The following is a 22532-nucleotide window of genomic DNA, read 5'->3' on the forward strand; positions in this document are numbered from 1 at the left end:
GGACGAGGATGAGTGCAACAAGACTGATCGCAGCCCTGGCCATGGTGCTGCTCAGTGCCTGCAGCAAGGACACGCCGAGCGAGCCTGCCCCCGAGGCGGCGCCCGCCACGGGCGTCACCCTGTACTTCAGCGCCGCCGCCGGGCTCAACCCCGGTGCCAGCGGCATGCCCGCGCCGGTACGGGTGCGCATCTACGAGCTGAAGAACAGCGCCGCCTTTGCCCGTGCCGACTATTTCGCCCTGGCCGAACGCGCCCAGGCCACCTTGGCCGCCGACCTGATCGACCAGGATGAAGTCCTGCTCCAGCCCGGCGAGCAGCTGCGCCTGGAGCGCCCGCTCGACCCGGCCACGCGCCAGGTCGGCCTGGTGGTCGGTTACCGCGAGGTCGACCGCGCCCAGTGGCGCAGCGTGCTGCCGGTACCGCCCCGTGACTATCAGATCAGCCTCGATGTGCGCGCCGTGCGCAGCGCCGTGGCCACCCCACAACCTGAGCCTGCCCGCTAGGCAATCGGAGAAAGCATGTCCTGGAACAATCGCGTGGTCTGGTCGGAAGGGATGTTCATCACCACCCAGCACTTCCAGCAGCACGACCGCTACCTGGAAAACTTCGTCGATGCCCGCAGCCGGCCGCTCAGCGCCGCCGCCTGGGGCTTTTCCGAACTGCTGATCGATCAGGGCCTGCTGGCCCAGGGCAAGCTGGCGATCCTCAGCGCCCGTGGCCTGCTGCCGGATGGCACGCCGTTCGATATTCCCCGTGACGACCTGCCGCCCGCGCCGCTGGAGATTCCCGACGACCTGCGCAACGGTGTGATCTACCTCGGCCTGCCGCTCAAGCGTGCCGGCGCCCGCGATACCGTGGACGACGGCGAGGTGCCTGACGGTGCGCGTTACGTCAGCCGTGTCAGCGAAGTGCGCGACGACAATGCCCCGTTCGAAAACCGCGCGCCGCTTGCCCTGGGCAGCCGCGCCCTGCGCCTGCTGCGCGCCGAGGATGGCCTGAGCGACTATGCCGCGTTGGGCGTGGTGCGTATCCGCGAGAAGCGTGCCGACCGTGCGCTGGTGCTGGATGACAGCTACATCCCGCCGCTGCTCGACGTGGCCGCCAGCAACCAGCTCTCAGGCTTTCGTGGCGAGCTGCTGGGTCTGCTGCACCAGCGCGGCGAAGCCCTGGCCGGGCGCGTGGTCGCCTCGGCCAATGGCGGCGCCTCGGAGATCGCCGACTTCATGCTGCTGCAACTGGTCAACCGCGCCCAGCCGCTGGTCGAGCACCTCAACCAGCTGACGCCGCTGCACCCCGAGCGGCTGTACAGCGAGCTGGTGGCCCTGGCCGGCGAGTTCGCCACCTTCACCCGCGATGGCCGTCGTCCGGAAAGCTATCCGGTGTACCAGCACGACGACCTGGCGGCGACCTTCGCCCCGCTAATGGCCGCGCTGCGCGAGGCGCTGTCGATGCTGATCGACAGCAAGGCCGTGGCCATCCCGCTGGTCGAGAAGGCCTACGGCATCCACGTCGGCATGCTCGCCGACCGCAGTCTGCTCGACAGCGCCAGCTTCGTGCTGGTGGTGCGCGCCGACGTGCCCAGCGAGACCCTGCGCAGCCGCTTTGGCCAGCAGAGCAAGATCGGCGCGGTGGAGCACATCCGCGACCTGGTCAACCTGCAACTGCCGGGCATCGGCCTGCTGCCGCTGCCGGTGGCGCCACGGCAGATCCCGTTCCACGCCGGTTCCACCTACTTCGAGCTCGACCGGGGCAGCGAACACTGGAAGCAGCTGCAGCATTCCGGTGGTTTTGCCTTCTACGTCGCCGGCGAGTTCCCCGGCCTGAACCTGGCCTTCTGGGCCATTCGAGGATAAGCCGCGATGCAATCGGACGATCCGCTCGCCAACGACCGCACCCAGTTCATGCCGCGCCCCGGTGGCCGTGGCCCGCAACCGGCCGCGCCGGGGCCTGCGCAAGCTGCGCCGCCGCCACCCCTGAACGTGCCGGCCGAACCGCTGGCGCCGGGCCAGGCGGCGGGCCTGAACCCGCTGGAGCAGGCGGCCGGTCCATTGCTGGCGCTGCTCACGCGCCTGCGCAACACCATCGCCCATCCGGCCCCGGCCAGCCTGCGTGCGCAACTGCTGGCCTACCTGCGCCAGTTCGAAGTGCGCGCCGAGGCCGCCGGGGTACCGCGCAACGAGGTGCTGCTGGCGCGCTATGCCTTGTGCACCGCGCTCGACGAGGCGGTGCTGAGCACGCCCTGGGGCAGCGCCAGCGACTGGGGCAAGCAGAGCCTGCTGATTACCGTGCACAACGAGGCCTGGGGCGGCGAGAAGGTGTTCCAGCTGATGGAACACTGCCTGCAGAGCCCGCGTGAACGCCTGCACCTGCTGGAGTTGCTGTACCTGTGCACCAGCCTGGGCTTCGAAGGCCGCTACCGGGTGATGAACGGTGGCCGCGCCCAGCTCGAAGCCTTGCGCGAGCGCACCGCCGCGACCATCCGCAGCGCCCGTGGCGAGTTCGAGCGCGAGCTGTCGCCGCACTGGCGCGGTGTCACCGTGGCCCGCGATCGCCTGGCGCAGTTCGTGCCGCCCTGGGTCGGCCTGGCGGTGGCCCTGGCGTTGTTGCTGCTGGTGCTGTTCGGCCTGCGCCTGAAGCTGGCGGCCGACGCGGAGCCGGTGTTCCGCGGCATTCATGCCCTGGGCGAGATCCCGGTGCAGGCCATGGATCGTCCGGTGGTGCAGCCCAAGCCCGTGGAGCGTCCGCGCCTGGCCGGTTTCCTCGCCGAAGACATCAAGGCCGGCCGGGTCGCCGTGCAGGACGCGGTGGACCGTTCGGTGGTGACCATCCGTGGCGACGAACTGTTCGCCTCGGCCAGCGCCAGCATCAAGGGCGACTTCGAGCCGTTGATGCTGCGCATCGCCGAAGCCGTGGCGAAAGTGAAAGGCAACGTGAAAGTCACCGGCCACAGCGACAACCAGCGCATCGCCACGCTGCGCTTCCCGTCCAACTGGGCGTTGTCCCAGGCCCGCGCCGAAGAGGTGAAGAACCTCCTCGCCGCCCGCACCGGCCAGCCCGAGCGCTTTACCGCGCAGGGCCTGAGCGACACCGAACCGCTGGCGTCAAACGACAGCGCGCAAGGCCGGGCGAAGAATCGCCGGGTTGAAATCACCGTTCTGGCGGAGGGCGTCGAGTGAAGGCGTTTTTCAGTTTTGTCATTCGCTGGGTGATTCCGCTGCTGGGCCTGCTGGCCCTGAGCCTGATCATCTGGTTCCTCGGCCCGTTGCTGGACATGCTGGTGCCGGCCGCTCCGCGCCTGGTGCTGATCGGCCTGTTGTTCGCGGTGTGGATCGCCTACCGCGTTTGGCGCATCGTCCAGGCCCGCCGTCAAGCGGCCAAGGTCATGCAGAGCCTGGCCGCTGAGACCGCGCCGGACCCCGCCAGCGTGGCCACCGCCGAAGAACTGGCGACCCTGCGCCAGCGCATGGACGAAGCCCTGGTGCTGCTGAAGAAGGCACGCCTTGGCGGCGACGAGCGACGCAACCTGTATGAACTGCCGTGGTACGTGATCATCGGCCCGCCCGGCTCGGGCAAGACCACCGCGCTGGTCAATTCCGGCCTGCACTTCCCGCTGGCGGCGCAGCTGGGCGAGGGCGCCATCCGTGGTGTTGGCGGTACGCGTAACTGCGACTGGTGGTTCACCGACCAGGCCGTACTGCTGGACACCGCCGGCCGCTACACCACCCAGGACAGCCATGCTCAGGTGGACAAGGCGGCCTGGCTGGGCTTCCTCGACCTGCTCAAGAGCCAACGCTCACGCCGCCCCATCGACGGCGCGTTCATTGCCATCAGCCTGTCCGACCTGCTGCTGGGCAGCGACGCCGAGCGCGCCGCCCATGCGGCGGCGATCCGTACCCGCATCCAGGAGCTATACAGCCAGCTGGGCGTGCGCTTCCCGATCTACCTGATGCTGACCAAGCTCGACCTGGTGCCGGGGTTCATGGAGTTCTTCGACACCCTGAGCAAGGAGGAGCGCGCCCAGGTGTGGGGCATGACCTTCCCGCTCGACGACGGCCAGCAGGGCGACGGGCCGCTGGCGCAGTTCGGCAGTGAGTTCGCCTTGCTGGAGCAGCGCCTGAACCAACGCCTGGTCGAGCGTCTGCAGCAGGAGCGCGATCCGGCACGGCGCGACCTGGTCTACGGCTTCGTCCAGCAGTTCGCCGCCTTGCGCGGCAACCTGAAAACCTTCCTCGACGGCATTTTCAAGCCCAACGCCTTCGAAGAGCGTGCACTGCTGCGCGGCGTGTACTTCACCAGCGGTACCCAGGAAGGCAGCCCCATCGACCGCCTGATCGGCAGCATGGCCCAGAGCATGGGCCTGGACCGTGCCCACCTGGCGCGACAGAACGGCACCGGGCGCAGCTACTTCATCGAGAAGCTGTTCAGCGCCGTGGCCTTCGCCGAGCGCGGCTTGGTCGGCAGCAACCCGAAGGTCGAGCAGCGGCGCAAGTGGATCGCCCGTGGCGCCCTGGCCCTGAGCGTGGCCCTGGTGCTGGTTGTCGGTACCCTGTGGACCCTGAGCTACCGCGCCAACCAGCAATACATCGCCGAGGTCGATAGCCGCCTCAAGCCGCTGGGCAAGAGCGTGCAGGAACTGAGCCCGGCGCAGCGCAACGTGGTCGAAGTGCTGCCGCTGCTCAATGGCGTGCGCCGCCTGGCCGAGGATCCGCCCGGCTGGGCCGAGGGCCTGGGGCTGTATCAGGGCGACATGCTCGAAGGCGAGTCGGACAGCGTCTATCGCAAGCTGCTGATCGCCATCTTCGCCCCGCGCCTGGTCACTCGCATCGAGGAGCAGTTGTACGCAGGGGGGCCGTCCGACTACCTCTACGAGGGGCTCAAGGCCTACCTGATGCTGGCCGACGGCGAACACTACGACGCCGAGTTCATCAAGGCCTGGGTCACCCTCGACTGGGAACGCAGCCTGCCGCGCGACCTGGCCCCGGACCTGCGCCAGGCCCTGGAGCAGCACCTGGCTGCACTGTTCGACAAGCGTCCGCCGAACGCCCGCCTGGACCAGCGCCTGATCGACGACACCCGTCGCCAGCTGCAGCAACTGCCGGTGGCCCAACGGGTCTACGACCGGGTCAAGCGCCAGAAGCTGCCCGCCGGGGTCAGCGACTTCCGCGTCAGCGATGCCGCCGGGCGTGACGCCGCGCTGGTGTTCCGCTTCAAGGACGGCAAGCCGCTGAGCGAGCCGCTGCCGGGCATCTTCACCGTCGAGGGCTACCGCAAGGCGTTTCTCGCCGCCAGCCTGGCCCACAGCGAGACCCTGGCCGAGGAGCGCTGGGTGCTGGGTCGCGAGGCCAGCGAATCGGCCGATGCCAAGCGCCTGGCCGACGATGTGCTGCAACTGTACTACCAGGACTACATCCGCCATTGGGATGCCTTGCTGGCCGACCTGGACTTCGTGCCGATCACCAGCGTCGGCCAGGCCGCCGATGTGCTGCGGGTGTTGTCCGGGCCGACCTCGCCGATGAAGAAGCTGCTGCAGGCGGTCGCCAAGGAGACCAATCTGGCGCAGCCGACCACCCTCGACAAGGTCCAGGCCAAGGCTGAACAGGCCGGTGTCGATCAGTTGCGCCAACGCCTGGGTGGCCTGCTCGGTGATGCGCCGCTACCCAGCGACAACCCGGCCGCCCGCGAGGTGGACCCGGTCACCGCGCACTTCGCTGAACTGGCCGCGCTGGTGGAAACCGGCGAAGGTCAGCCTGCGGCCATCGACGGCCTGCTTACCGACCTCAATGCACTGTACGTTCAGGTCAGCGCCATGGTCGGCGCCAGTGGCGACGCGCTGCTGGGCGAGGCCAAGAACCAGGCCCAGGCTGCCGCGCAGCGTGTTGCCCTGGGGGCCGCGCGTCAGCCGAAGGTAGTGCAGAACCTGGTGAGCTCGGTGCTTGGCTCGACCCACAACCTGGTCATGGGTGGGGTACGCAATCAGCTCAACGCCGCCTGGACCAGCGAGGTGGTGAACGTCTATCGCCAGTCCCTCAGCGGTCGCTATCCGTTGGTGGCCGGCAGCTCGCGGGATGCGACCCTGGAGGACTTCGGCCTGTTCTTCGGCGTCGGCGGGGTGATGGACAACTACTTCCGCAAGTACCTGCAACCCTACGTCAACACTTCGAGCACGCCTTGGAGCTGGCAGCCCGGCGCGGCGCAGAAGCTGGGGATCAACAGCAACGTGCTGTACACCTTCCAGCGCGCGGCGAGCATCCGCGACGCGTTCTTCCGCAACAGCAACGGCGTGCAGCCGGGGGTGCGCTTCGAGCTCAAGCCGGTGGCAATGGACGCGACCATCACCCAGTTCCTGCTCGACCTCGACGGCCAGCAGGTGAGCTACGACCACGGCCCGAGCCGGCCGGTGGCGTTGCAGTGGCCGAACCCCAACAGCATCGGCGTGGTGCGCCTGTCGATCTCGCCGCCCTCGGCCAGCGGTCGTTCGGGGCTGACCGTGGAAGGGCCGTGGGCCTGGTTCCGCCTGCTTGACCAGTCCGACCTGGTCGCCGGTGGCTCGCCGGAGCGCTTCAACCTGCGCCTGCGCGTCGACGGCGCCAGCGTGTCCTACGAGCTGCGTGCCAGCAGCGCCTTCAACCCGTTCCGCAGCCGAGTGCTCAGCGGTTTCAGCCTGCCGGAGCATCTGTGAACGACGTGGGTTTCTACGGAAAGCTGGCCTGCCGCGGCGACTTTGTCAGCCGCGGCCTGCCGCACGGTTTCATCCAGCCCTGGGACCAGTGGCTGGCGGCGGGAATCCAGGCGAGCCAGCAGGCCCTGGGCGAGCGCTGGCTCGAGGCCTATCTGGTCAGCCCCTTGTGGCGCTTCGCCCTGGCGCCGGGGCTTTGTGGGCCTGAGGCGGTGGTCGGGGTGCTGATGCCGAGCATCGACCGGGTGGGGCGGTACTTCCCGCTGACCGTGGCCCAGGTGCTGGAGCCGGGGGAGCCGCTGGCGCCTGTGGTGGCCGGGGCCGAGGAATGGTTCGAGGCGGTCGAGGAGACCTTGTTGGCGACGCTTGAGCCGGGTGCCGCCTTCGAGGATTTCGAGGCTGCCTTGCAGCCTTTTCGCGGCGCGAGGCCGCTTGTGCAAGAGCCGCGTGCAACGGTGGGCGGGCTGCAGCGGTTGGATGCGACCACGCCGCAGGGGCGCGCCCTGGCCTTGGCCGAATGCGCCTGTGAAGGCATGAGCCTTTGGTGGGGCAGGGGTTCCGAACGGATCGCCCCGGGGCTGATGCGCTGCGCGGGCTTGCCGCGCAGTGAGGATTTCGCCGGTTTTCTATTGGGTAGCGAGGCGCGGATCGGATGACCGGCATGCAGTACACAGCGGCCAGCTACAGCCATGTCGGCATGGTGCGCAAGATCAACGAGGACGCCTGCCTGGAGTTGACCTGGGCAGGCCTGTGGGCGGTGGCCGACGGCATGGGCGGCCATGCGGCGGGCGATTATGTCAGCAGCCTGGCGGTCGATAGCCTGCGCAGCCTGCCGATGCTCGATTCACTGGACGACTTTGCCGGCGAAGTGCGCGACGGCCTCGCCTGGGTCAACGGCATCGTGCGCGAGGAAACCGCGCGCCGTGGCGTGGCGATGATGGGCAGTACCGTGGTGGTGCTGGCCGCCCGAGGCGACCAGGCCATCGGCCTGTGGGCCGGCGACAGCCGCCTGTACCGCCTGCGCGACGGCCGTATCGAGCGCCTGAGCCACGACCACAGCTACGTCCAGGAGCTGCAGGACAGTGGCCTGCTCAACGAAGCCGAAGCCCGTGTGCATCCTCGCGGCAACATCGTCACCCGCGCCATCGGCGTCGAGGACCACCTCGAGCTGCAGGCCGTCGCCTTGCAGGTGCAGCCCGGCGACACCTACCTGCTGTGCAGTGACGGCCTGAACAAGACCGCCGAAGACCACGAGATCGCCGAGGTGCTCGGCCACGCCGACTCTTATGAGGTGGTGCGCAGCCTCGTACACCTGGGGCTGACCCGTGGCGCCCCCGACAACATCACCGCCGTCGTCGTGAAGGCCAGCTGAAGACATCATGGACATGCAGATTCCCGGATTCGACATCGACAGCGAGCTTGGCCAGGGCGCCATGGCCAGCGTGTACCTCGCCACCCAGCGCTCCCTGGAGCGCAAGGTGGCGCTGAAGATCATGGCGGCGAGCCTGGCCGCCGACCCGACCTTCTGCGAGCGCTTCCTGCGCGAGGGCCGCACCCTGGCGCGGCTGGCGCACCCGAACATCGCCACCATCCATGACATCGGCAATGTCGGCGAGCTGTACTACATGGCCATGGAGTACCTGCCCAGCGGCACGTTGAAGGAGCGGATCGCCGAGGGGCTGACGCCCGAGCAAGGCCTCGTCTACGTGCGCCAGATCGCCCAGGCGCTGGGTTATGCCCATGCCCAGGGCCTGGTGCACCGCGACGTCAAGCCCGCCAACATCCTGTTCCGCGCCGACGGCACCGCGGTGCTGTCGGACTTCGGCATCGCCAAGTCGCTGGATGACCGCACCCAGTTCACCCAGGCCGGCTTCGCCGTCGGCACGCCGAGCTACATGAGCCCGGAACAGGCGCGCGGCATGGACATCGACGGGCGCGCCGACCTGTATGCACTGGGTGTGGTGCTGTACGAAATCCTCGTCGGCAAGCTGCCGTACAACGGCACCGATGCGTTGTCCACGGCGCTGGCGCACCTGACCGAGCCGCTGCCGGAGCTGCCCATTGAACATGGCCGCTACCAGGACATCCTGCGCGGTCTGCTGGCCAAGGATCCCAACGAGCGCTTCGCCGACGCGGCGGCGTTGCTGGCCGCGCTGGACCGCCTGACGGTCCAGGCGCCGGCCGAGGACAACGACAGCACATTGGTCCGCCCGCTGCCGATCCCGCCACCGGCCATCCCGCAGCCGGTGTCCATCGACATTCCGCAGGCCGTTGCGGCTCCGGTGAGCGAGCCTGCCCGGCAGTCCGAACCCAAGCCCGCGCCTGCTGTGAAGCCCGCCTCGAACAAGCCGGCCAAGGCCGTGCTGGCGGTGGCGATAGCGGCGGCGCTGGGGCTGGGGGGCGCGTTCTTCTGGTTGCTCGGCGGCAATGACGCGCCCGCGCCTGAAACGCCGGTGGTGCAGGCGCCCGCCGACAGCGTGGTCCCCAGCGAACCCCAAGTCACGCCGGTGGCCGCCTCGGACGACGGTCGTCCACTGCTGATGCCCGGCAAGAAGACCCTGTTCCAGCGTGTGCTGACCAAGCCCGACGCCCAGCTGGTGGCTCAGCCTGGCGATGCCTCGGGCGAGACACTGCCAGCTTTCTCCGTGCTCTATGTCTACCAGCGCAAGGACGTCGGCGGCCAGTCCTGGGTCCAGGTCGGCGCCGCCAGCGACGGCCAGCGCGAGGGTTGGCTGCCGGCGGCGCAGACCAGCGACTGGAAACAGAGCCTGGTGCTCAAGTTCACCGAACGCTCGGGCCGCTCGCCGGTGATGTTCATGCGCCAGGTGGACGATGTGCAGCATCTGCTCGACGACACCCCGCTGGCTCGCGACAGCCTGCTCAAGGCGCAGAACAATCCCGACCAGGTGCCCCAGGTCATGGCCCTGGAACCGGCGGCCAGCGCCGTGCCGCAGAACCAGTTCTACCTGATGCCGATCTTCGACTACCGCGAAAGCTTCGACGCCGGCGGCCAGCCGGTGCAACTGCTCAACATCGCCTCCATCGACCCCGGTGCCAGCGCCCGCGACAGCGCGCCCAAGGCGGCCGGCGTCGCGGCGGTCGGCGACAACAGCTTCCGTACCGGCATCGTCCTGGTGGTGGACACCTCGGTGTCCATGCAGCCGTACATCGATCGGGTACGCCAGGTGGTCAGCGAGCTGCAGCAGCAACTGGCGGCCCGTGGCGAGCTGGACAGCGTCAGCTTCGGCTTGGTGGGCTTTCGCAACAGCGTCAAGCGCACCCCGGGCCTGGAGTACCTGAGCAAGACCCTGGTCAGCCTGGAGCAGGGCCGCGATCCGGCGCGTTTCCTCAAGGCCGCCTCGCAGGTCAAGGCCACCAGCGTTTCCAGCCACTCGTTCAACGAGGACGCCTTTGCCGGCGTGATGCAGGCGGTCGAGGGCATGGACTGGTCCGGCTACGGCGGGCGCCTGATCCTGCTGGTCAGCGATGCCGGCGCACTGCGCAAGAACGACCCGTTCAGCAGCACCCAGATGAACGAAGCCGAAGTGCGTCAGGCCGCGCTGAGCAAGCAGATCAAGATCTACGCCCTGCACCTGCGCACCCCCGCCGGGGTCAAGAACCACGGTGCGGCCGAGTCCCAGTACCGCGTGCTCACCGCCGACAGCAACCCGCAGATCGGCGACCTCTACGTCAGCGTGCCGGGCGGTGAAGTCGGTGCCTTCGGCGACCGCGTGCGCGAGATCGGCTCGACCTTCGCCGAGCTGGTGCACCAGGTGCGCAACCAGCAACCGCAAGCCGTACCGCTGCTGACCTCGGCCTCGAGCCTGGCGGCCAAGTCGCAGGCCATCGGCTACGCCATGCACATGGACTTCCTTGGCCGCCATGGCGCTAGCCAGGCGCCGCAACTGGTCAGCGCCTGGACCGCCGACCGCGACCTGACCAACCCGACGCTGCCGACCCTGCAGGTGTGCGTGATGCTGACCAAGCTGCAGCTCAACGACCTGCAGCAGTCGCTCAAGCTGATCGTCGATGCCGCGCGCAAGACCCGCAGCTCGCCGGGCGACTTCTTCAACGAAATCGCCAGCGCCAGTGCCTACATGAGCCGCGACCCCGGCGCGTTGCGCAAGGGCGCCAACCTGGCCCAGGGCGGCGTGCTCGGCGAATACCTCGACGGCCTGCCGTACCGCAGCAAGTCCCTGAGCATGACCCAGGACCTGTGGCTGTCGCTGTCGGTGGCCGAGCAGGAAGACTTCATCGACGAACTGGACTCGAAGATCCGCCTGTACGAAACCTTCCACAATGACATGGCCAACTGGGTGCGCTTCGGCAAGGCCGAGCCGGGCGACGCCCTGTACCGTGTCCCGCTGTCGACCTTGCCGTGATGATCCGCCTGGACGCGGTGCGCAAGACACGCGGGCAGGGTGCCCAGCGTTACAGCCTGGAGATCGACCGGTTGCACCTGGCGGCGGGCGAGCGGGTGGCGCTGGTCGGGCCCAGCGGCTGCGGCAAGAGCACCTTGCTCGACCTGCTGGCGCTGGTGCTGGTGCCGGACGCGGCGCAGGGCTTTGCCCTGGGCGGCGAGGATGTCGCCGGGCTGTGGCGTGCCCGGCAGCTCGACCGCCTGGCCAGCTGGCGCAGCCGTCACCTGGGCTATGTGCTGCAGGCTGGTGGGTTGCTGGGTTTTCTCGATGTGCGCGGCAATATCCGCCTGCCACGCCAGTTGCTGGGGCTCGGCGATGACGGCAGCGTCGAGCGTCTGGCCGAAGCGCTGGATGTGCACGACCAGCTGGGCAAGAAGCCCGCGACCCTGTCCCTCGGCCAGCGCCAGCGGGTCAGCTGTGCCCGTGCCCTGGCCCATGGCCCGGCATTGTTGCTGGCCGATGAACCCACGGCGTCCCTGGACCCGGTGAACGCCGATAGGGTGATGCAATTGCTGTTGCGCGAGGCCGAGGCGCGCCAGGTGACCTGCGTGGTCGCCACCCATGACGAAGCTTTGGCTCACAAGGCCGGGCTGACGGTGCTGCGCATGGCCTGCCGGCGCGACGCCGACGGCGGCGTCACGGCGAGCCTGGAGAGGGCCGCCTGATGCGCCCGCTGCTGATCGCCGGGCTGGCCTGGCAGGACTACCGCAACGATGCGCGGTTGTCGGCGTGCGCCGTGCTGGCGCTGGTGGCGGTGATCGCGCCGTTGCTGGTGCTGTTCGGGCTGAAGTTCGGCCTGGTCGGCAGCCTGACCGAGCGCCTGCAGCGCGACCCGGGTGTGCGCGAGATCATTCCGCTGGGCGGTGGGCGCTTTCGCGCCGAGTTCATCGAGGAACTGACCCAGCACCCGCGAGTGGCCTTTGCCATCCCGCGCACCCGGCAGATCGCTGCCACCGCCGAGCTGTTGCTGCCGGCCCATGGGCGTGGCCTGACGGTGGAGATGCTGCCCACCGCCGAGGGCGATCCCTTGCTGGCGCAGGTCGCTCCGCCGGACGGCCTGCAACAGGTGGTGCTGAGCTATACCGCCGCGGAAAAACTTGGTGCCAGGGCCGGGGACGAACTGCAGGCCAGCTTCAGCCGGCAGCAGGCCGGGCAGCTGCAATGGCGACGCACGCGCCTGCAGGTCAGCAGCGTGCTGCCTCTGGCAGCGTTCGAGCGCGATGGCCTGTTTGCCTCGCTGCAACTGCTCGAAGCCGTCGAGGATTACCGCGATGGCCGCCCCGTGGCGGCGCTGGGCTGGCAGGGGGAGGAGCAAGGGAGCGCGTCAGCGCGGGTGTACCCGGCCTTCCGCCTGTATGCCCGCGAACTGAACGATGTCGAGCCGCTGCGCCAGTTCTTCGCCGAACGCAAGCTGCTGGTTTCCACACAGGCCGCGCAGATCGCCCAGGTGCAATCGCTCAGCCGCAATCTCGACCTGGTGTTCTGGATCATCGCCAGCCTGGCTGTGGCCGGCGCCGTAGCGGCCATCGCCGCAGGCGCCGTGGCGGCGGTCGAGCGCAAGCAGCGCGAGCTGGCAGTTTTGCGTCTGCTGGGCTTCGGCACTGCTGCGCTGCTGTTGTTCGTGGTGCTCCAGGCGCTCTACAGCGGGCTGCTGGCCGCCGCCGTGGCGGGGCTGTTGTACCTGCTGGCCGAACATGGCCTGAACCGACTTTTCATGCAGGTGCCCGGCGAGTTCGCCAGCCACCTGCTGCCCATGCACTACCTCGTTGCATTGTGTGCCGTGCTGCTGGCCAGCACCGCCGCCGCCGCCCTGGGCGGCTGGCGGGTGGCGCGCATCGAGGCTTGCCAAGGAATACGTGATGTCTGATCGCCGCCTCGGGGCTGCCGCCCTGCTCCTGACCGCTTTGAGCCTGGGCGCCTGTTCCCCGGCCGATGGCGACGACAAGGCCAAGCCAGTTGCCCAGGCGCAGCCGGGGACTGAAAGCAAGTTCGACAACCCCAAGCCGTTGCCGGGCGATGTCAGCCTGCCGCTGCCGTGCGGCGGTGAGCTGGTGCTGCGCAGTGTCTATGTGCTGGCCCAGGGCAGCCTCGACGACCGCGAGGTCAACCTCGGCTACCCGTTCAGCGAAGGCGAGGCCGGCTACAAGCAGTCGTTCATCTCTGGTTACCGACGCGACTTCATCAATGGCCAGTTCAGCCTGCAGGACCTGGCGCCACAGTGGCAGAAGGCGGTTGCGCCAAGCCTGCCGAAGGTCGAGAAAGGCAGCCCGCTCACGCCGATGATGTACTTCATTGGCAAGTACGAAGTGACCGCCCGGCAGTACGCCCAGGTGATGGCCCAGGCGCCGTCGCTGGCCGGCGGCGACGCGGCACCGGCCTGTGAGGCGAGCAACGACGCGGCGGGGCGCCTGCCCAAGGTAAAACTGTCGCGCTTCGAGGCCGAACGCTTCGCCGCCGTCTACAGCGCCTGGCTGATGAAGCACCACCGCGACCTGCTGCCGGTCAGCGGCCGAGGCAGCAAGGCCGAGGATGGTGGCGTGGGCTTCGTGCGCCTGCCCACCGAGGTGGAATGGGAGTTCGCCGCCCGTGGCGGTTCGGCGGTCAGCCGCCAGGAGCTAGAAGGGCGGTTGTTCCCGCGTAAGGTCGAAGGCGCCGACAGCGAAGGGCCGCTGGGCGACTTCGCAGTGTTCAACCAGGTCGCCGGTGGTACCGGGCAGGCGGCGCGGCTGATGCCGATCGGCACCAAACAGCCCAACCCGCTGGGCTTGTTCGATGTGATCGGCAACGCCGCCGAGATGGTTCAGGAGTCGTTCCAGCTGGTCAACGCCGGGCGCCTGCAGGGCGCCTACGGCGGCTTCGTGGTCAAGGGCGGCAACTACCTCGAAGGCGAGGGCACCTTGTTCACCGGCATGCGCCGCGAGTACCCGCTGTTCGGCGTCGACGGCACCGAGCAGCGCAACGAGACCACTGGCTTCCGCGTGGCCATCGGCGCCTTGTCGGCGCCGCGCTCGCGCTACCAGGAGCTGTTCGAGCAGTGGCAGAAGGAAGGTCGCCTGGCCGGCCTGACCGACGACATCGACGCTGCCCAGGACCCGACCAAGCGCCTGGACAGCATCATCGCCGCCGCCACCGACCCGCGCCAGCAGGCCGAGCTGGGGCTGGTCAACGAAGAGCTCAAGCGCAACGTGTCGCTGATCGCCCGCCAGCGCGAGGAAGCGGCCGGCAACCTGATCCAGTCCGCCGCCCTGGTGGCCGAAACCGTCAACAACTACAACATCCGCCTGACCAATCTGCAGAACACCCAGGCCAAGGCCGAAGCCTCCGGCGACCAGACCAGCGCGCGCATGTACGGCGCCGCCATCGCCAATGGCCGCGCCGCCCTCGACGGCGCCGTGGCGATCTACATCGACAACCTGGCCAGCGGCACGCGCTACACCGACGCGGTGATCCAGGCGCAGTTCCAGCGGGTCAAGGAAGAGCTCAATCGCAAGCCTGTGCTGGGCAACAGCCTGGTCACCCGCGCCACCCTGTTCGTCCGCCACGTCGGGGAGTACCGCCAGAACCGGCGGGCCGATCCGGCGACGATCCTCAAGGAGCTGCTGGCATCGGCCGCCCCGCGACCCTAAGGACAGCTTCGACAGAAAGGACTCCCGGGTGGCACGAGGCCCCCGGATACCGAGAAACCCAAGAAGAGAAACCAGACCATGTTCACCCGCAAACCCCTGATCACTGCATCCCAGGCCCGTACCGCGCTGCTGCTGGCAGCCGGTTTCAGCACCGTGCTGTTGAGCGGTTGCGCCAGCTCGCCGGCGTCCAAGGTTGGCGCCACGACCAAGGTCGAGTACTACCCCAACTGCTACGAGCCGGTGCAGCACCTGCGCTCCACCGACGGTGACATGACCCGCTCGGTAGCCACCGGTGCGCTGCTCGGCGCGGTCGGCGGCGCCCTCACCGGCGCCCTGGTCGACAAGGAAAACCGCGGCCGCAACGCCGCCATCGGTGCCGCTGGTGGCGCCCTGGTCGGTGGCGCGGCGGGCTATTACACCGAACGCCAGAAGCAGATCAGCGACGACAAGCAGCGCATCGCCTCGTACGCCACCGACATCGACAAGAGCGCGGCCGACATGGACCGCACCACGGCCTACGCCAAGTCGTCGCAGAGCTGCTACCAGCGCGAGTTCGCCAGCCTGATCCAGAACCGCAAGGCTGGCCGCATCAACGACACCGAGGGCCGCAAGCGCTTGGCCGAGATCGTTGCCGGCCTGCAGGAGTCGAACAACCTGCTGACGACCGTGAACGGGCGTCTGGGTGAGAACCTCAACAACTACACCCAGGCCTACGAGCAGGACCTCAAGCAGGTGGGCGTGCAGCGCACCGAAGTGGTCGCCGTGGCCGAGCCGCCGAAGGTGGCAACCACCGGCAAGAAGAAGGATGTGAAGAAGGTCCAGCCGGCCAAGACCAACACCAAGGTGCCACAGGAAGCGGTGGCCACCGAGAAGACCCTGCAGAACGCCAACGGCAAGAAAGCCGAGGCCCAGCAGGTAGCCAAGGCGGGTACCGACCAGGTCAACGCCATGTGCCGCAACCCGGACATGGGTGACTGGGCGCCGGTGCCGTGCCCGAACGTGTGATCCGTTAAGGCTGCTCGCATGACCTGTAGGCGCGGGGCAAGCCCACGCCTGCAGGTCATGCGACTTGGCCAGGCTTTGTGCAAGGAAACCTATTCGTGACAGATCTTCTGGTCAATTCCCTGGCCAACAACTCCCAGTTTCTTGCCCGTCAGCGTATCCAGGCACGGATCAACCTGCCGCAGATGTTCGCCGCCATCGACGCCGACCCGCGTATCGTCGGTGCCGGTGTGGTGTACATCGACGCCGAATACAACATTGTCACCCTGCGTGAGTTTCAGCCGATCTGCAGCATCCGCCCCAAGCGTGTGATCCTGCGCGAGATCAAGAAGTACCAGACACCTGACCAGTACACCCAGCAGCTGCAGCACAATCCGCGCGAGTCGCGGGTGGTCAAGGAGGCGGTCAACACGACCCTTTCCTGCGCGGGCGCTGTGATCGGCTGGTTCGTGGTATTCAGTGGCACTATTGCCGCGCCCTTTTCCGGTGGTACCAGCCTGGTACTGACCTATGTCGGTGGCGCCGCCGCCACCGCCAGCAGCATCCAGTGCGGCATCGGTGTAATGCGCACGGTGCGTGAGGTGACCAACCCAGCGGCCAACGATGCCCTCGATGAGAACCAGTGGTACCAGGCCGCCTCGATGGTGCTCGATGGCGTCTCGTTGCTGGGTGTCGGCGCGTCGGGCCTGAGCACGTTGAAGTACCTGCAAGTACACAAGGCCGCCACGGGTCGCAGCTGGCTGGAGTTATCCAAGAGCCTCAGCCGCCAGCAGCGCAAGGCGCTGACCGACGAGCTGCTGTCGATCAAGCACCCGAGCCTGACGGCCAGGCAGATCAAGTTGCAGCAGGCGGCAGGGACCATGACCAAGCGCTACACCCCGACCGAGATAAGCCACGCCACGCAGACCCTGATGCGCGACTCGCTCGGCGCCACTTTCGGGTTGGCCGGGAGTGCCACGGTGCAGAGCATAGCCGTAGGGCTATATGAAGAGATCGAGTGATGATGAAGCCTGCGCAATTCCAGACTTTCATGCGCCGTTACTTCCCGACGTTCTTGCTGGGGTTTTTCATTTGCCTCCTGTCGGCGGCGTTGTCAGCCACTCTGTGGATCGACAGTCACTGGCGCAATCACCCGGATAACCCCTTGTTCACCATGATGTCCAGCGCAGTGCTGGTCTTGCTGCTGTGTTCCGGGCATTTCGCGATGGTCCGGGGCCTCACATGGGCAGTATGGGTGGTGCTCCCTGTACCGACTGTGGCCTTGCTGATGGCGTTGAGCCTGCTCGGTAGTGGAGTGAATGCTGTGTTGCTGGCAATCCTGCTGGCGTTGCCATTGCTCGCGCTGCTGGTACTCAACAGCCAGCGGCATCGAGAGATGCGCCGGCGGTTGGTGGAGCTGCGCAAGGTGCGGCGCTAGCGCAATGACGCTCAAGCCTTTTCTGAAGCGTTACTTCGGCGTATTCATCGGCGCCTACTTCTCGTCGATCATTGCCGTGTCCTGGACATTTGCGCTGGTGTGGAGCACGTATTGCCGGAACTGCCTGAAGGATGGCGCCTTCGCTTCGAGTCTGTTCCTGACGCTGGCAGTCTTCATGTTGGGCCATGGCGCTGTGGTTCGGGGGCGGACGTGGGGGGCCTGGCTCGTGGCCGGGATGTGCCTGGCCAGCCTGGTGATCGCGCTGCCGGCCTATGGATATCGTCCCAACATGTTCATCTACGCGAGCTGCCTGCTGGCAGCACTGGTAGTTGCTGTTGATCAATAGCGACAGGTACAGAGAAATGCGCGCTCTCCTGGCGCAGTACCGAGAGCAAAGGCGTAAGGCAAAGCACTAGCCATCATCGCGGGTTGGCGCCGCGCACGGAGCTACAGTTCCGCCACCAGGGCTTCCAGTTGCTCCTGCCGCTCGGCCTGGCTGACCCGTGCCCCGGGATTGAGCGTCGACCACTGCGGATGCGCCCGCGCCTTGCGCAAGGCCTCGGGCAGCTTGCCTTCGCGCCAGCCTTTGTCCTCCGGCGCCGCCAGGCGAATGCTGTCCTGCGCCGCGTGCCCGCGTGCCTCCAGGGCCAGTATCAACTGTTGCTGACGCAGCGCCAGCAGGCGCAGCACGGCGTCATCCACCGTCAGCTCGCGCTGGCCCTTGAGCTTGCCCATCAGGCGCGAGCCATAGTTGCGCGCGGTCTGCAGCGCGCCGCCGGCAATGGCCCCGGCGAGCGCGGCGGCGCCCAGAGTCAGGCCGCCAACCAGCAGGTCGACGCCGGCACCTGCCGCCGCGCCCGCCGCCACGCCGCTGCCCAGGCGCACACCGAGCAGCTTCAGGGTCTCCGGATTGAACAGGTCGTCGCCCCAGCGCCCATCGAGCAGCGGCAAGTCGCCGGCATTGGCGTCCTCGCGCCGGAACGCATACAGCTTGAGCAGCGCCTCGACACAGCGTTGCTCGCGCTGGCGCACCGCCTGGCGCAGGGCTTCGATGGCCTGCGCCTCGGCGGCGGGCTCGGCCTCTACGCTGCGTCGGCAGGCGGCACAGTCGAGCAGCAGTTCGGCAACCAAACGCTTGCCGCTGTGGCGGCGGGCTTCACGCTGGGCCTGCTGGTCATCGATCAGCCGTTGCAGGGCAGGGCGGGCCTCTTCCAGCAGCAGCGCCAGGCTTTCGTAGAGGCGGCGCTCGCCATCCTCGGGCGGGGCCACGCTGTCGAAACGCACCAGCGCATGCAGGCCCAGGCGCGCCAGGGCCTCGCGCCATTCGGGCTCGCGGTGCTGGCTGCTGGCAACGAAGTTGAGTACCGGCAACAGCGGCTTGCCGCAGCTGGCCAGCACCTCCAGCTCGTCGCGGTACTTGGCCAGCACCGGTTCGCGGGCGTCGATCACATACAGGCCGGCATGGCTCGCCAGCAGCTGGCACAGCACCTTGGCTTCCTGCTCGAAGCGCTGGCGCGCCTCGCTGCCCTGGAGGAAACGTTCAAGGCGAGCGGGACCGTCCAGGCGCTCGCCCGGGCGTTCGAGGCGCTCCAGGTAGTCGAGCAGGGCGATGGCGTCCTCCAGGCCAGGGGTGTCGTACAGCTCCAGCAACGGCTCGCCGTCCACCGACAGGCGGGCGCCTTCGACATGGCGGGTGGTGCTGGGGCGGTGCGAGACCTCGCCGAAGCCGACATCGCGGGTGAGGGTGCGCAGCAGCGAGGTCTTGCCGACGTTGGTGTGGCCGACCACGGCCAGTTTCAGCGGCTCAGTCATGGCCATGCTCCAGCCAGGTCAGGGGCGAGGTGTCGGCATGGGGCAGGCCCAGGCGGTCAAGGGCCTCGTGCCAGTCGCCCAGGCGTGCCGCGTCCAGGGCCTGGCCGGGCTGCGCCTGCAGCAGCCAGATGCGCGTGGCGCCGGCGTTGCGCGCCAGCTCAGCGAGCAAGGCCAGGCTGCCACGGTCGGGCGAGCGGCGTGGGTCGCAAGCGACGGCCAGGCGCGCCGGGGGGAAACGGCTGAGTTGCTCGAGCAGCTTGTTGCGCGACTCGCGGCTGTCGAGCACGCCCGCATGGGTGACCGAACGGGGCAGTGCGGGTGGCCAGGGGCGCTGGTCGTCCAGCTCCAGCCCGACCAGCAGGGCACCGCCGCTGTCGCGCTCCAGCTGTCCGGCCTCGAAGCGGGGCAGGGTGTCGGGGGCAGGGTCCTGCACGCCGAGGCGTTCGCTGCGCGGCATCAGGGCTTCGCGCAACTGCGCGTAGCCGGGCAGATTGAGATCCAGCGCCAGGCGCTCGCGGCCCTGGCGCCAGCGCCACAGGCACAGCGCGGCCAGCAGCAGGCGGGGCAGCAGGCCATAGACCAGCACCACGCCGAGCAGCCAGCTCGCCCAGGCCTGGCGCGCCAGATCGAGTGCCGGCAGGGTGTCGCCGCTGGCGCGAATCATTGCCTCGTCGGGAACGGCGAAACCGAGCAGCGAGGGCAGGGCGCCAAGGGCCTGGGTCAGCGTGATGAAAGGTTCGGCGGCAAGCAGCGTGGTTTCCCAGACGAAGCCGTAGCGTCGCGTCGCCAACAGGGCCAGGAGCATGCACAGCGCCGCGAGCATCGCCAGTGACCACAGGCCATGCACCAACAGGCCGAGCAGCCAGCGGTTCAGGCGCTGGCGCTGCAGCAGCACCAGCAACGCGGGGGCCAGTTGTGCGGCCTTGGCGTCACGGGCAAAACGCTCGCTTAGCCACAGCCACAGGCGGCCCAGCGCCGCGCCTTGCTCACTGGCGAAGAAGAAACCCACGGCCCAGCCAAGCAGCAGCATGAGATTCAGCCCGAGCAGACTGCCCAGGGCCCAGAACACGTTCACCGGCCGCTGGCCGTCGCCCAGTGCCGCCAGCCCCAAGCCGGCGCCACTGAACAGGGCCAGGACCATCAAGCTCAGCAATGCCAGCCGTGCGCCCTGCTTCCAGTGGCGCAGCGCCGTGTCCATGCCGTCGCGCTCGGCCAGCCACAGGGCGCGGGCCTCGATGCGCGTGGCCAGGTCGCCGCCCTGCTGACGGGCGCGGCGGTTGGCTTCCTGGTCTTCCAGAGGGCCGGCGTGTTCCTCGCGCAGGCGTACCGCTTCGGTGAGCCAGCGCTTGTCGAGTGGAGTGGGTGCAGTCACAAGCTCTTCCATTGCACAGGTCTGGCCGCAAGCATAACCCACGCGCCCGGTGCTATCCTCGCCGGCATGAATACATCACTACCCCTCAGCCTGATCGCGGCGCTCGCCGAGAACCGTGTGATCGGCATCGACAACACCATGCCCTGGCATCTGCCCGGGGACTTCAAGTACTTCAAGGCCACCACCCTGGGCAAGCCGATCATCATGGGGCGCAAGACCTGGGATTCGCTGGGCCGGCCATTGCCGGGGCGGCTGAACATCGTCGTCAGCCGGCAACCTGGGCTGCAACTGGCCGGCGCCGAGGTGTTCGCCTCGCTGGAGGCGGCGCTGGTGCGCGCCGAGCAGTGGGCGCGCGAGCAGGGCGTCGGGGAATTGATGCTGATCGGCGGTGCGCAGCTGTATGGGCAGGCGCTGGCAAAAGGACTGGTGAGCCGGATGTACCTGACCCGGGTGGAATTGTCGCCGCAGGGTGATGCCTGGTTCCCGGAGTTCGACCACGGGCAGTGGCAGTTGACCTCGAGCGACGCGCAGTCCGAAGCGGACAAGCCGGCCTATCACTTCGAAGTGTGGGACAAGGCTTGAGTGTTTTCGGGGCCCGCTGATACGCGATAACTGCAATTGCGAACAAATATCATCTTCTGCTAGCGTTCGCTCCTCTTGAGACCCAGAGCCAGGAAGTGCCGTGTCTTCGTGGAACAAGCAGATCGCCCGGTTGTTCACCGAGCACAAGAAGGCCCTGGAGGCGTTCGTCGCACGGCGCACCGGCAATAGCCAAGTGGCCGCCGACCTGACCCAGGAGTCCTTCCTGCGCCTGGCGCGGCTGCCTGCCGACAAGCAGATCGACAACCTGCCGGCCTTCCTCTTCACGATTGCCAGCAACCTGGTGCGCGATCACCAGCGCCAGGCCATTCGCCGCGAGCGCCTGGATGGCGGCGAGCCCAGTGACGAACTGGCCAGCGAAGCCCCCGGCGCCGAGGACCAGTTGGCCGCACAGCAGGAGCAGGCGCTGATGCAGGCGGCGATCCAGGCCCTGCCCGAGGCGACCCGGCACATCTTCCTGCTCTATCATGTCGACGGTTGCACCTACCGCGAGATCGGCGAGCGCATGAACGTCACGCCCCGCAGTGTCGAGTACCAGCTGCGCCGGGCATTGCTCGACTGCCGCGCCTTCATCCAGGCGCGGCTGGCCGGTGACGCGAGAGGGCAACGTCCATGAGCCGTCATCCCGAGAGTGCGACCGATCCCATGAGCGACCTGCCCGACAGCGAGCGCCTGTTCGCCGAAGCCACAGCCTGGTATTACCGTTTGCATGCCGAGGACGTCACCCTGGACGAACGCCAGGCGTTCGCCGTATGGCGCGCGCAGGGGCCGGCGCATGCCAAGGCCTGGGAGGAAGTGCTCGATTTGCTGGGGGCCTTGCAAGGCCCTGCCAGGCATCTGCGGGAACACCAGCAGGCGGCCTGGCGCGCCCCCCGAGTCCGGGTCTGGCCCAAGCTGGCAGGCGTTGCCGCGGCGGCGGTGCTGTTGGGTGTGCTGCTCGTCCAGACGCCCTGGCTCGACCGCTGGCGTGCCGATTACGCCACCGCCACGGGCGAGACGCGCAGCCTGCAGCTGGAGGATGGCTCGCGCATCCAACTCAACACCGACAGCGCCGTGCAGGTCGAACTGGGGATCACCGAGCGACGTGTCCGGCTGTTGCGTGGCGAGGCCTGGTTCGAGGTGACCCGCGACCCGGCCCGGCCCTTTGTGGTGCGTGCCGGGGATGGCTGGGTGCGGGTGGTGGGCACGCGCTTCAGCGTGGCCGAGGCAGACGGGCAGACCCGTGTGCAACTGGCCCAAGGCAAAGTCGAGGTCCGTGCCGGTACCGGCCAGGGCGTATTCCTCGAGCCCGGGCAGGCGTTGGAGTACGCGGCAGGCGGGCCGGGCGCGGTGCATGGCTTCGAGCCCGCCCGCGCCTTCGCCTGGCGCGAGCGGCAACTGGTATTCAGTCAGCAGCCGCTGGGTGAGGTGGTGACCGAACTCAATCGGTACTGGCCCGGACAGACCCTGGTGCTGGGCGACGGCCTGCGCCAGCGCAAGGTCTCCGGCGTGTTCGACATCGACAAGCCGGAGGCCGTGCTCAAGGCCTTGACCCATACCCTGGGCGTGCGTGCCGACCAGTACACACCTTACCTGCGCATCCTGCGCGAAGGCTGATTGAAAATTT

At 68.1% G+C, this 22532-nt stretch carries 19 protein-coding genes; 17 read left to right on the forward strand and 2 right to left on the reverse strand.

The window, feature by feature from the left end; translation table 11 throughout:
* Window positions 1–8: 8 nt before the first annotated feature.
* From tssJ to ACODS9_RS05705, 14 genes are all read left to right on the forward strand, one after another.
* Complete coding sequence (tssJ, locus tag ACODS9_RS05640; RefSeq protein ID WP_094011582.1) at window positions 9–503, forward strand: type VI secretion system lipoprotein TssJ; 495 nt, start codon at window positions 9–11, stop codon at window positions 501–503.
* A gap of 15 nt (window positions 504–518) precedes the next feature.
* Entirely contained in the window at window positions 519–1853 is a 1335-nt protein-coding gene (gene tssK, locus ACODS9_RS05645) for a type VI secretion system baseplate subunit TssK (protein ID WP_367857376.1), read from the forward strand.
* Between the two features lie 6 nt (window positions 1854–1859).
* On the forward strand, window positions 1860–3176 hold the full coding sequence (locus ACODS9_RS05650) for a DotU family type VI secretion system protein (RefSeq protein ID WP_489093465.1): 1317 nt from the start codon (window positions 1860–1862) through the stop codon (window positions 3174–3176).
* Window positions 3173–6679 (forward strand): type VI secretion system membrane subunit TssM, encoded by a 3507-nt coding sequence (gene tssM, locus ACODS9_RS05655; RefSeq protein WP_489093466.1) that lies wholly within the window; start codon window positions 3173–3175, stop codon window positions 6677–6679. The genes ACODS9_RS05650 and tssM overlap by 4 nt, the downstream gene beginning before the upstream one ends.
* On the forward strand, window positions 6676–7332 hold the full coding sequence (gene tagF, locus ACODS9_RS05660; RefSeq protein ID WP_367857373.1) for a type VI secretion system-associated protein TagF: 657 nt from the start codon (window positions 6676–6678) through the stop codon (window positions 7330–7332). Before tssM ends, tagF begins: the two co-directional genes overlap by 4 nt.
* Window positions 7329–8048, forward strand: coding sequence for a PP2C family protein-serine/threonine phosphatase (locus ACODS9_RS05665; RefSeq protein ID WP_489093467.1), 720 nt, complete (start codon window positions 7329–7331; stop codon window positions 8046–8048). Before tagF ends, ACODS9_RS05665 begins: the two co-directional genes overlap by 4 nt.
* A gap of 7 nt (window positions 8049–8055) precedes the next feature.
* Window positions 8056–11058, forward strand: a complete 3003-nt coding sequence (locus tag ACODS9_RS05670; RefSeq protein ID WP_489093468.1) for a serine/threonine-protein kinase — start codon at window positions 8056–8058, stop codon at window positions 11056–11058.
* Complete coding sequence (locus ACODS9_RS05675; RefSeq protein WP_401107624.1) at window positions 11058–11762, forward strand: ABC transporter ATP-binding protein; 705 nt, start codon at window positions 11058–11060, stop codon at window positions 11760–11762. Before ACODS9_RS05670 ends, ACODS9_RS05675 begins: the two co-directional genes overlap by 1 nt.
* Window positions 11762–12964 (forward strand): FtsX-like permease family protein, encoded by a 1203-nt coding sequence (locus ACODS9_RS05680; RefSeq protein WP_489093469.1) that lies wholly within the window; start codon window positions 11762–11764, stop codon window positions 12962–12964. The genes ACODS9_RS05675 and ACODS9_RS05680 overlap by 1 nt, the downstream gene beginning before the upstream one ends.
* Window positions 12957–14723, forward strand: coding sequence for a formylglycine-generating enzyme family protein (locus tag ACODS9_RS05685; RefSeq protein WP_489093470.1), 1767 nt, complete (start codon window positions 12957–12959; stop codon window positions 14721–14723). The genes ACODS9_RS05680 and ACODS9_RS05685 overlap by 8 nt, the downstream gene beginning before the upstream one ends.
* Before the next feature lie 78 nt (window positions 14724–14801).
* A complete protein-coding gene (tagQ, locus tag ACODS9_RS05690; RefSeq protein WP_367857368.1) occupies window positions 14802–15728 on the forward strand; it encodes a type VI secretion system-associated lipoprotein TagQ in 927 nt (308 codons plus the stop codon).
* Between the two features lie 95 nt (window positions 15729–15823).
* Window positions 15824–16726, forward strand: a complete 903-nt coding sequence (ssp4, locus tag ACODS9_RS05695; RefSeq protein WP_046857471.1) for an Ssp4 family T6SS effector — start codon at window positions 15824–15826, stop codon at window positions 16724–16726.
* Entirely contained in the window at window positions 16726–17142 is a 417-nt protein-coding gene (locus ACODS9_RS05700; protein ID WP_052752660.1) for a hypothetical protein, read from the forward strand. Before ssp4 ends, ACODS9_RS05700 begins: the two co-directional genes overlap by 1 nt.
* 4 nt (window positions 17143–17146) lie before the next feature.
* Window positions 17147–17488 (forward strand): hypothetical protein, encoded by a 342-nt coding sequence (locus ACODS9_RS05705; RefSeq protein ID WP_489093471.1) that lies wholly within the window; start codon window positions 17147–17149, stop codon window positions 17486–17488.
* A gap of 101 nt (window positions 17489–17589) precedes the next feature.
* Here ACODS9_RS05705 and ACODS9_RS05710 read toward each other — a convergent pair whose 3' ends face one another.
* Window positions 17590–18954 carry a GTPase/DUF3482 domain-containing protein gene (locus ACODS9_RS05710; RefSeq protein ID WP_489093472.1) on the reverse strand — a complete coding sequence of 455 codons (1365 nt, stop codon included), beginning with the start codon at window positions 18952–18954 and terminating at the stop codon, window positions 17590–17592.
* Window positions 18947–20338 carry a DUF2868 domain-containing protein gene (locus ACODS9_RS05715; protein ID WP_489093473.1) on the reverse strand — a complete coding sequence of 464 codons (1392 nt, stop codon included), beginning with the start codon at window positions 20336–20338 and terminating at the stop codon, window positions 18947–18949. The genes ACODS9_RS05710 and ACODS9_RS05715 overlap by 8 nt, the downstream gene beginning before the upstream one ends.
* Window positions 20339–20392: 54 nt before the next feature.
* On the opposite strand from ACODS9_RS05715, the gene ACODS9_RS05720 reads away from it, so the two are divergent.
* The 3 genes from ACODS9_RS05720 to ACODS9_RS05730 all read left to right on the forward strand — a co-directional run bounded on the left by ACODS9_RS05720 (window position 20393) and on the right by ACODS9_RS05730 (window position 22522).
* Window positions 20393–20908, forward strand: coding sequence for a dihydrofolate reductase (locus ACODS9_RS05720; protein WP_489093474.1), 516 nt, complete (start codon window positions 20393–20395; stop codon window positions 20906–20908).
* A gap of 100 nt (window positions 20909–21008) precedes the next feature.
* On the forward strand, window positions 21009–21542 hold the full coding sequence (locus ACODS9_RS05725) for an RNA polymerase sigma factor (protein ID WP_198753764.1): 534 nt from the start codon (window positions 21009–21011) through the stop codon (window positions 21540–21542).
* Window positions 21539–22522 carry a FecR family protein gene (locus tag ACODS9_RS05730; protein ID WP_401107646.1) on the forward strand — a complete coding sequence of 328 codons (984 nt, stop codon included), beginning with the start codon at window positions 21539–21541 and terminating at the stop codon, window positions 22520–22522. The genes ACODS9_RS05725 and ACODS9_RS05730 overlap by 4 nt, the downstream gene beginning before the upstream one ends.
* Window positions 22523–22532: the final 10 nt, after the last annotated feature.

The sequence above is a fragment of the Pseudomonas sp. FG36 genome (genome assembly GCF_057809275.1).

What these genes read in the sequence shown, in the direction of transcription:
- tssJ (WP_094011582.1), top strand. Translation starts at nt 9, where the DNA reads ATGAGTGCAACAAGACTGATCGCAGCCCTGGCCATGGTGCTGCTCAGT.
- tssK (WP_367857376.1), top strand. Translation starts at nt 519, where the DNA reads ATGTCCTGGAACAATCGCGTGGTCTGGTCGGAAGGGATGTTCATCACC.
- ACODS9_RS05650 (WP_489093465.1), top strand. Translation starts at nt 1,860, where the DNA reads ATGCAATCGGACGATCCGCTCGCCAACGACCGCACCCAGTTCATGCCG.
- ACODS9_RS05665 (WP_489093467.1), top strand. Translation starts at nt 7,329, where the DNA reads ATGACCGGCATGCAGTACACAGCGGCCAGCTACAGCCATGTCGGCATG.
- ACODS9_RS05670 (WP_489093468.1), top strand. Translation starts at nt 8,056, where the DNA reads ATGGACATGCAGATTCCCGGATTCGACATCGACAGCGAGCTTGGCCAG.
- ACODS9_RS05675 (WP_401107624.1), top strand. Translation starts at nt 11,058, where the DNA reads ATGATCCGCCTGGACGCGGTGCGCAAGACACGCGGGCAGGGTGCCCAG.
- ACODS9_RS05680 (WP_489093469.1), top strand. Translation starts at nt 11,762, where the DNA reads ATGCGCCCGCTGCTGATCGCCGGGCTGGCCTGGCAGGACTACCGCAAC.
- ACODS9_RS05685 (WP_489093470.1), top strand. Translation starts at nt 12,957, where the DNA reads ATGTCTGATCGCCGCCTCGGGGCTGCCGCCCTGCTCCTGACCGCTTTG.
- tagQ (WP_367857368.1), top strand. Translation starts at nt 14,802, where the DNA reads ATGTTCACCCGCAAACCCCTGATCACTGCATCCCAGGCCCGTACCGCG.
- ACODS9_RS05700 (WP_052752660.1), top strand. Translation starts at nt 16,726, where the DNA reads ATGATGAAGCCTGCGCAATTCCAGACTTTCATGCGCCGTTACTTCCCG.
- ACODS9_RS05705 (WP_489093471.1), top strand. Translation starts at nt 17,147, where the DNA reads ATGACGCTCAAGCCTTTTCTGAAGCGTTACTTCGGCGTATTCATCGGC.
- ACODS9_RS05710 (WP_489093472.1), bottom strand. Translation starts at nt 18,954, where the DNA reads ATGACTGAGCCGCTGAAACTGGCCGTGGTCGGCCACACCAACGTCGGC.
- ACODS9_RS05715 (WP_489093473.1), bottom strand. Translation starts at nt 20,338, where the DNA reads ATGGAAGAGCTTGTGACTGCACCCACTCCACTCGACAAGCGCTGGCTC.
- ACODS9_RS05720 (WP_489093474.1), top strand. Translation starts at nt 20,393, where the DNA reads ATGAATACATCACTACCCCTCAGCCTGATCGCGGCGCTCGCCGAGAAC.
- ACODS9_RS05730 (WP_401107646.1), top strand. Translation starts at nt 21,539, where the DNA reads ATGAGCCGTCATCCCGAGAGTGCGACCGATCCCATGAGCGACCTGCCC.